Raw genomic sequence first — 7402 nt, forward strand, 5'->3', positions numbered from 1 at the left:
CCCGGTTCCAGGCCACTCCCCCCCGCCCCCCCCGGGAGGCGCCCCCGCGCCCCCCCCCCCCTCTGTGCGTCGTACCGGTCAGTCCTCGCTCGGCGCGCTCGGCAGCTGGGTCTGGATCAGGTCCATGACCGAGGAGTCGGTCAGGGTCGAGACGTCGCCCAGGTCACGGTTCTCCGCGACGTCGCGCAGCAGCCGACGCATGATCTTGCCGGAGCGGGTCTTGGGCAGCTCCGCGACCGGCAGGATGCGCTTGGGCTTGGCGATCGGGCCCAGGCTCTGGGCGACGTGCGCCCGCAGCTCGTTCACCAGCGCCTCGTCCTGCTCGGCGCCGCCGCGCAGGATCACGAAGGCGCAGATGGACTGGGTGGTCTGCGGGTCGGTGGCGCCCACGACGGCCGCCTCGGCCACCTTCGGGTGCGAGACCAGCGCGGACTCGACCTCGGTGGTGGAGATGTTGTGGCCGGAGACCAGCATGACGTCGTCCACCCGGCCCAGCAGCCAGATGTCGCCGTCCTCGTCCTTCTTCGCGCCGTCGCCCGCGAAGTACTTGCCCTCGAAGCGGGACCAGTACGTGTCGAGGTAGCGCTGGTCGTCGCCCCAGATGGTGCGCAGCATGGACGGCCACGGCTCGGTCAGTACCAGGTAGCCGCCGGCGCCGTCCGGCACCTCGTTCGCGGCGTCGTCGACCACGGTCGCCGCGATGCCGGGCAGCGGGACCTGCGCGGAGCCGGGCTTGGCGGTCGTGACGCCCGGCAGCGGGCTGAGCATGATGCCGCCGGTCTCGGTCTGCCACCAGGTGTCCACGACCGGCGTCCGGTCGCCGCCGATGTGCTTGCGGTACCAGACCCATGCCTCGGGGTTGATCGGCTCGCCGACCGAGCCCAGCACGCGCAGGCTCGACAGGTCGAACTTGGCGGGGATGTCGTCGCCCCACTTCATGGCGGCGCGGATCGCGGTCGGCGCCGTGTAGAGGATCGTCACGCCGTACTTCTGGACGATCTCCCACCAGCGGCCCTGGTGCGGGGTGTCGGGCGTGCCCTCGTAGAGCACCTCGGTCGCGCCGTTCGAGAGCGGGCCGTAGGTGATGTACGAGTGGCCGGTCACCCAGCCGACGTCGGCGGTGCACCAGTAGACGTCGGTCTCGGGCTTGAGGTCGAAGACCGCATGGTGGGTGTAGGAGACCTGGGTGAGGTAGCCGCCCGTGGTGTGCAGGATGCCCTTGGGCTTACCCGTCGTGCCCGAGGTGTACAGGATGAACAGCGGGTGCTCGGCGTCGAACGCCTGCGGGGTGTGCTGGTCGCTCTGCTGCTCGACGAGCTCGTGCCACCAGACGTCCCGGCCCTCCATCCAGGCGGTGTCCTGGCCGGTGCGGCGGACCACGAGGACGTTGCGGACGTTCTCCGTGCCGGGCTTGGTCAGCGCCTCGTCGACGGCGGGCTTGAGCGCGGAGGGCTTGCCGCGGCGGTAACCGCCGTCGGAGGTGATCACGACGCGGGCGTCCGCGTCCTTGATGCGGGTGGCCAGCGCGTCGGCGGAGAAGCCGCCGAAGACCACCGAGTGCGGCGCGCCCAGCCGGGCACAGGCCAGCATGGCGATGACCGTCTCCGGGATCATCGGCAGGTAGATCGCGACCCGGTCGCCGGCCTCGACGCCCAGCGCGGTCAGCGCGTTGGCGGCCTTGGAGACCTCGCGCTGCAGCTCGGCGTAGGTGATGGCCCGGGTGTCGCCGGGCTCGCCCTCGAAGTGGATGGCCACCCGGTCGCCCAGGCCGTTCTCCACGTGCCGGTCCACGCAGTTGTACGCGACGTTGAGCTTGCCGTCGGCGAACCACTTCGCGAAGGGCGCGTTGGACCAGTCCAGCGTCTGGGTGGGCGCGGTGTCCCAGCTCAGACGCTTCGCCTGCTCGGCCCAGAAGCCCAGCCGGTCCGCCGCTGCCTGTTCGTACGCCACCGCCTTGACATTGGCGTCGGCGGCCAGGTCGGCGGGCGGCGCGAACCGCCGCTCCTCCTTCATCAGGTTGGCCAGGCTTTCGTTGCTCACGGCATCTCCCAGTCTCAGGGCGTCCGGTTGTCCCGTGCCATAGCTCATCAGCCGATGGGCTGCCCTGACAAGGGCTGTTGATAAAAATTGGTGTAGACCTTTACATGATCATCAACCTTCCGGGTGACTTCGGTCCGGGAGTTGACCGGGTGGAGAGTCGTCGCAGGTCACGGCGGTGCCGCCGGATATCGCTCGTGGCGTATTACGCCGTGACCGGTGCGACCGGCGTTGCTTCGGGCCGTACGGCCGAGAAACGGTCGGAGCCGTGCTCCAGTACGTACGCCTGCGCCTCGCCGACGTGGAAGTACATGCCGTGCAGCGACAGCGAACCCTCGGCCACCCGGCGGGCCACGCACTGATGCGTCATCAGGTGGTCGAGCTGCTGCATGACGTTGACGAGCGCCAGGCGCTCCAGGTCGTCGGCGACCGGCCGGTCGGCGAGGCTGACGTCCGCGCCTTCCGGCCGTGCCATCCGGTCCAGGCTGGGGCGGCCGTGGCGCAGCCAGCGCGCGAGCGGGGTCTGCGCGCCGGGCTCGTGGCGGTCCGAGGCGAGGAGCGCCTGCATCGCGCCGCAGCCCGAATGCCCGCACACGGTGATCGAGCCGACCTTCAGCACGTCGACGGCGTACTCGATGGCGGCGCCCACGGAGTCGCAGGCGGCCTCCGTGCCCGGCGGCGGCATCAGATTGCCGATGTTGCGCACGGTGAAGAGGTCGCCCGGACCGCTCGACGTGATCATGCTCGTGACGAGGCGGGAATCGGCGCAGGTCAGAAAGAGATTGGTGGGCCGCTGGCCCTCCCGGGCGAGCCGCGCCAGCTCCTCGCGGACCAGTGGCGCCGTATGCCGCTGGAAGGCGCTGACCCCGCCGAGCAGCTGGCCGCCGCCCAGGAGCTGCCCCTCGGCCGTACCGGCGGGCCGCGCGGTCCGGGTGCAGTGGTGGTTGCGCCACGGGGTCCAGGGACGGCAGGCGTGTGTGCCGGACGGCTCCCCGATCGGCCTGCCGCCGCGTCCCCCGAGGGTGACCTCGCCGCCGCGCGCCCGGTGCGCGCTCGTCCAGGACTGCAGCGCTTCATAGGCGGCGTGGTCCATGAAGGAGCCGTACAGCTCGATCACCGCATGGGCCGTCACGGGCACCTGGGCGAGCGCGCGGGCCAGCCGCGGCACGGCCAGGAACGTCAACTGGCCGCTGACGCGCACCTGGTGCCGGCCGCCGTCCTCGATGACGGAGACGCGGGTGTGGGTGAGCCGGCGCAGCGCCAGGAAGACGGCGACGGCGATGCCGAGCCCGACCCCCTGCAGTACTCCGAAGACCACCACGCCGCCCAGGGTGACGGCGTAGACCGGGAATTCGCGGTGCCGCTGGACGTGCCGGATGTGCGCGAAGCTCACCATCCGTACGCCGACGAGCATCACCAGGGCGGCGAGCGCGGCCAGTGGGATCAGCTCCAGCGCGCCGGCGAACAGCCCGGCGCAGAGCACCACCCACACGCCGTGCAGCACCGTCGACGCACGCCCTGTCGCGCCCGCCTTCACGTTCGCCGAGCCGCGGATCGCGCCGCCGGCCACGGGGAGGCCGCCCAGCAGCCCGGAGAGGACGTTCGACACGCCCTGACCGGCCAGTTCACGGTCCAGGTGGGTGCGCCCGGGGCCGGGGCCCGGCTGCTCGGCGGCCAGTTTGTCGACCGCGACCGCGGACAGCAGCGACTCCATGCTCGCCACCAGGGTGACCGTCAGGACGGCCGCCACCAGGCCGAGCAGCGGCGTGTCCGGGAGTGCGGGCAGTGCAGGCGCGGTCCACGAGGGCAGCTCGACCCGGGGCACCGAGAAGCCCGCGCTCATGGCGGTGGCCGTGGCGACAGCGGGCAGCGGCGCGGGAATCCTGCGCAGCGCGCGCCCCGTCCGTCCGGGCAGGCGCGGCCAGCCGGCCAGTACGGCGACGGTGACCGCGCCGATCAGTACGGAGGCGCCGTGCAGCCCGGCCAACTGGCCCGGCAGCGCGGCGATGTTGGCGAGCGAGGAGCTGTTGGCGCCGCCGCCGAGCACCACGTGCAGCTGGCCGAGCGCGATGGTCACGCCGATGCCCGCGAGCATGCCGTGGACGATCGCCGGGCTGATGGCGAGGGCCGCGCGGGCCACCCGGAGCGCGCCCAGGGCGAGCTGGGTCAGCCCGGCCAGCACCGTGATGGCGCAGGTCGCCCGCCAGCCGTACCGTTGCACGAGGTCGGCGGTGACGATGAGGAGGCCGGTGGCGGCGCCGCTGACCTGGAGCGGGGCGCCGCCGAGCAAGCCCGCGACGAGGCCGCCGACGGCCGCGGCGACGAGTCCGGCCTGCGGCGGCGCACCAGTGGCCAGCGCGATGCCGAGCGAGAGGGGGATGGCGATCAGGAAGATGACGAAGGAGGCGCCCAGATCGTGGCGCCAGGCCCCCGGGGAAAGGCGATGGAAGGGCCCGGACGGCTTTCCGGCGGGCCGCTGACGGTCGTGGTCCTGCTGTGCGTCACGGGGGTCCTGGGACCCCGGCGTGGCCGGCTCGGGTGCGTAAGGCTGCGGCATTCCCGTCTCCTCCGGGGCGACGCGGCCGCGCTACGGGGCGCGGTCGTGGGGCGGCGGTGTACTGCGGGGGCTGAGCCGGCCGGGGTGCGTCGTGGTGGGTGACGGTCCGGTGACTCTCCAGTGTCGGTAAAGGAACCGTAATGTCGCGTCCGGCCACGGAGAAGCCATGACAGGCAAATGGGCTGGTGGTTCCGCCTATCAGGTGAATGCGGGAGCGGTCGTCCGGCGTGCGTCTGCCGCGGGGCCGGGCGCGGCATCGGACCGCGGGCCCGGCCCCCTGTGACATACCGGCAAGCATCCGCTGCGGGCCGCCGCGCGGCCGTCAGGCGGGCTGCGGCGCGGTCGTGGCCATGCCTTCGGAGAGTACGAACCCGGGGTCCACCTGGGACGTCAGGTCGGCCCCCGTCTTGCTGTTGCCCCAGCTCTCGGCGTTCTTCAGGTGGAAGTGCACCATCTGCCGGGTGTAGCGCTCCCAGTCGCGTCCTTCGTATGCGGCGTCGGCGGTGGCGTGCAGCGTGCGCAGCGCCTCGTGGTTGGCGTCCTCCAGCTCCACGAAGGGTGCGGGCCTGCCCTTCTCCATGGCCCGCACCCAGTCGGAGTGGCCGACCGTCACGAGCAGGTCGTCGCCCACCTGCTCGCGCAGGAAGGCGAGGTCGTCCGGGCCCTGCACCTTGTTGCCGACCACCCTCAGCTCGACACCGAAGTCGCGCGCGTACTCCTTGTACTGGCGGTAGACGGCGACGCCCTTACGGGTCGGCTCGGCCACCAGGAAGGTCAGGTCGAAGCGGGTGAACATCCCGGAGGCGAACGAGTCCGAGCCGGCCGTCATGTCGACGACCACGTACTCCTGGCGGCCGTCCACCAGGTGGTTCAGGCACAGCTCCACCGCGCCGACCTTGGAGTGGTAGCAGGCCACGCCGAGGTCGGACTCGGTGAACGGCCCGGTGGCCAGCAGCCGGACCGTGCGGTCGTCGAGGCGTACGTCCCGTGCACAGGCGGCGTACACCGGGTTGTCCTCGACGACCCGTAGCAGCCGCGAACCCGCACCGGGAGGCGTCGTCTTGATCATCGTGTCGGCGGACGCGATGCGCGGGTTGTCGCCGCGCAAGTAGTCCTTGATGAGCGGGAGATGGGCGCCCATCGCGGGAAGCGCGGCGGCCTGGTCCTCGTCCAGGCCGAGCGCGGCCCCCAAATGCTGGTTGATGTCGGCGTCCACCGCGATCACGGGCGTGGCGGTGGCGGCGAGGTGACGGATGAACAGCGAGGACAGCGTGGTCTTGCCACTGCCGCCCTTGCCCACGAAAGCGATCTTCATGTTCACGAAGCGTAATTGCGGAATCGCCTTACGTGAGGGGTTTACGTGAAGAAGACCACTCCAACGAGGGGTGTGCCCTTGTGGTGCGTAGGGTCGTCCCCATGAGTACGACAGCCGACCCGCTCGCGACCCTCGCCTCGCTCCCCGGAGTCGCCGACAGCGTGGACTCCGTACGCAAGAGCATCGACCGGGTCTACGGGCACCGGATCATGCGGCGCCGCAGCAACGAGGTCACCGCGGAGGCTGCCCTGCGCAGCGCGCGCGGCTCGGCGGCGCTGTCCGGCGCCGACTGGGCGCTGGAGGAGGTGCGCAGGCGCACGGACTTCAGTGGTGACGGCGAGGCGCGCACCGTGGGTGCGGCGCTGCGCCTGTCGACCGAGGCGGGGCAGCTCCTGAGTGTGTGGCGGCAGTCGCCGCTTCGGGTGCTGGCCCGGCTGCACCTGGTTGCGGCGGGCGGCGACGCGCCCGATGAGAGCGTGGGCCGGCCCCGGCTGGCGGGCGAGCCGGTGACCGAGCCGCTGATCGAGCTGCCGCTCCCGGATGCCGAGGAGGTGGCCGGCCGGCTGGACGGGCTGGCCCGTCTGGTGCTGTCCGGTACCAAGGCGCCGGCGCTGGTCACGGCCGCGGTGGTGCACGGCGAGCTGCTCGCGCTGCGCCCCTTCGGGTCCTGCAACGGCCTGGTGGCGCGCACGGCGGAACGTATCGTCCTGATCGGCAGCGGCCTCGACCCGAAGTCGATCTCCCCGTCGGAGGTCGGCCACGCGGAGCTGGGCCGGGCGGCGTACGTCGCGGCCCTGGAGAACTACGTGTCCGGCACCCCGGAGGGAATGGCGGCCTGGATCGCGCACTGCGGGCGCGCGGTCGAGCTGGGCGCACGCGAGAGCACGGCGGTGTGCGAGGCGCTGCAGCGAGGCGCTGCGTAACACGGGCCTTCGAGGCGCTGCGCAGTACGGCCCACGAGGGGCTGCACAGGACGGGCCTTCGGGCGGCCAACGGGCCTGGCCTTCAGGGGCCCGGACAAGGGTTGCGGCGGTACCTGGTCCTGCTCGGTACCGCCGCGTTGCACTCTCGCCGAGTTACCAATGCGTGCACGATAGTTGCCGACAGGTCGGAGACTTTGTCCTTACCTGGTGCGGCTGGCCCGTAATCGACGGGTCGGCGTCGCGTGGGTGCCCGACGTTCATGCTCGGTCCGTGGGGCCTACTGCGTTGAAGGTGCTCCTCTCGGAGAATCCTTGGTCTCGCGGGCCGTTAATTCCTTTGTACTCCTGCTGTCCGGTAAGCGGAACCCCTCACCACACATCTTTACTTTTGCCTTCAAACGGGGGTGATTCGGGCGCCTGTAGGGGCTCGGCTCCGGCTGGGAGGCGCTAGGAGGCGCGCGGGGGGGGGACGCCTCAGGCGGAGAGGGCGCGCGCCGGCGTGCCGCGCCGCCGGCTGGCGTACCAGACCAGGCCCGCGGTGGCCGCGGCGGCGCCCACCGCGACGGCGACC

General features: G+C 71.8%; 4 protein-coding genes. 1 reads left to right on the forward strand and 3 read right to left on the reverse strand.

Features of this window, described 5'->3' with window-relative positions; genetic code table 11:
* Positions 1-78 precede the first annotated feature (78 nt).
* The 3 genes from acs to ABT381_RS34185 all read right to left on the reverse strand — a co-directional run bounded on the left by acs (position 79) and on the right by ABT381_RS34185 (position 5909).
* Complete coding sequence (gene acs / locus ABT381_RS34175; protein WP_351601458.1) at positions 79-2040, reverse strand: acetate--CoA ligase; 1962 nt, start codon at positions 2038-2040, stop codon at positions 79-81.
* A gap of 202 nt (positions 2041-2242) precedes the next feature.
* On the reverse strand, positions 2243-4594 hold the full coding sequence (locus ABT381_RS34180) for a SulP family inorganic anion transporter (RefSeq protein WP_351601461.1): 2352 nt from the start codon (positions 4592-4594) through the stop codon (positions 2243-2245).
* A 322-nt stretch (positions 4595-4916) separates the two neighbouring features.
* Entirely contained in the window at positions 4917-5909 is a 993-nt protein-coding gene (locus ABT381_RS34185) for an ATP-binding protein (RefSeq protein WP_351601465.1), read from the reverse strand.
* 101 nt (positions 5910-6010) lie between these two features.
* Between ABT381_RS34185 and ABT381_RS34190 the strand changes: the two genes are divergently transcribed.
* A complete protein-coding gene (locus ABT381_RS34190; protein ID WP_351601468.1) occupies positions 6011-6832 on the forward strand; it encodes a Fic family protein in 822 nt (273 codons plus the stop codon).
* Positions 6833-7402 lie beyond the last annotated feature (570 nt).

This window comes from Streptomyces sp. NPDC000151, assembly GCF_040301705.1.
In the GTDB taxonomy this organism is placed as follows: domain Bacteria; phylum Actinomycetota; class Actinomycetes; order Streptomycetales; family Streptomycetaceae; genus Streptomyces.

Excerpts from the sequence above, each read along its gene's own strand:
- ABT381_RS34190 (WP_351601468.1), top strand. The coding sequence starts at position 6,011 with ATGAGTACGACAGCCGACCCGCTCGCGACCCTCGCCTCGCTCCCCGGA.
- ABT381_RS34180 (WP_351601461.1), bottom strand. The coding sequence starts at position 4,594 with ATGCCGCAGCCTTACGCACCCGAGCCGGCCACGCCGGGGTCCCAGGAC.
- ABT381_RS34185 (WP_351601465.1), bottom strand. The coding sequence starts at position 5,909 with ATGAAGATCGCTTTCGTGGGCAAGGGCGGCAGTGGCAAGACCACGCTG.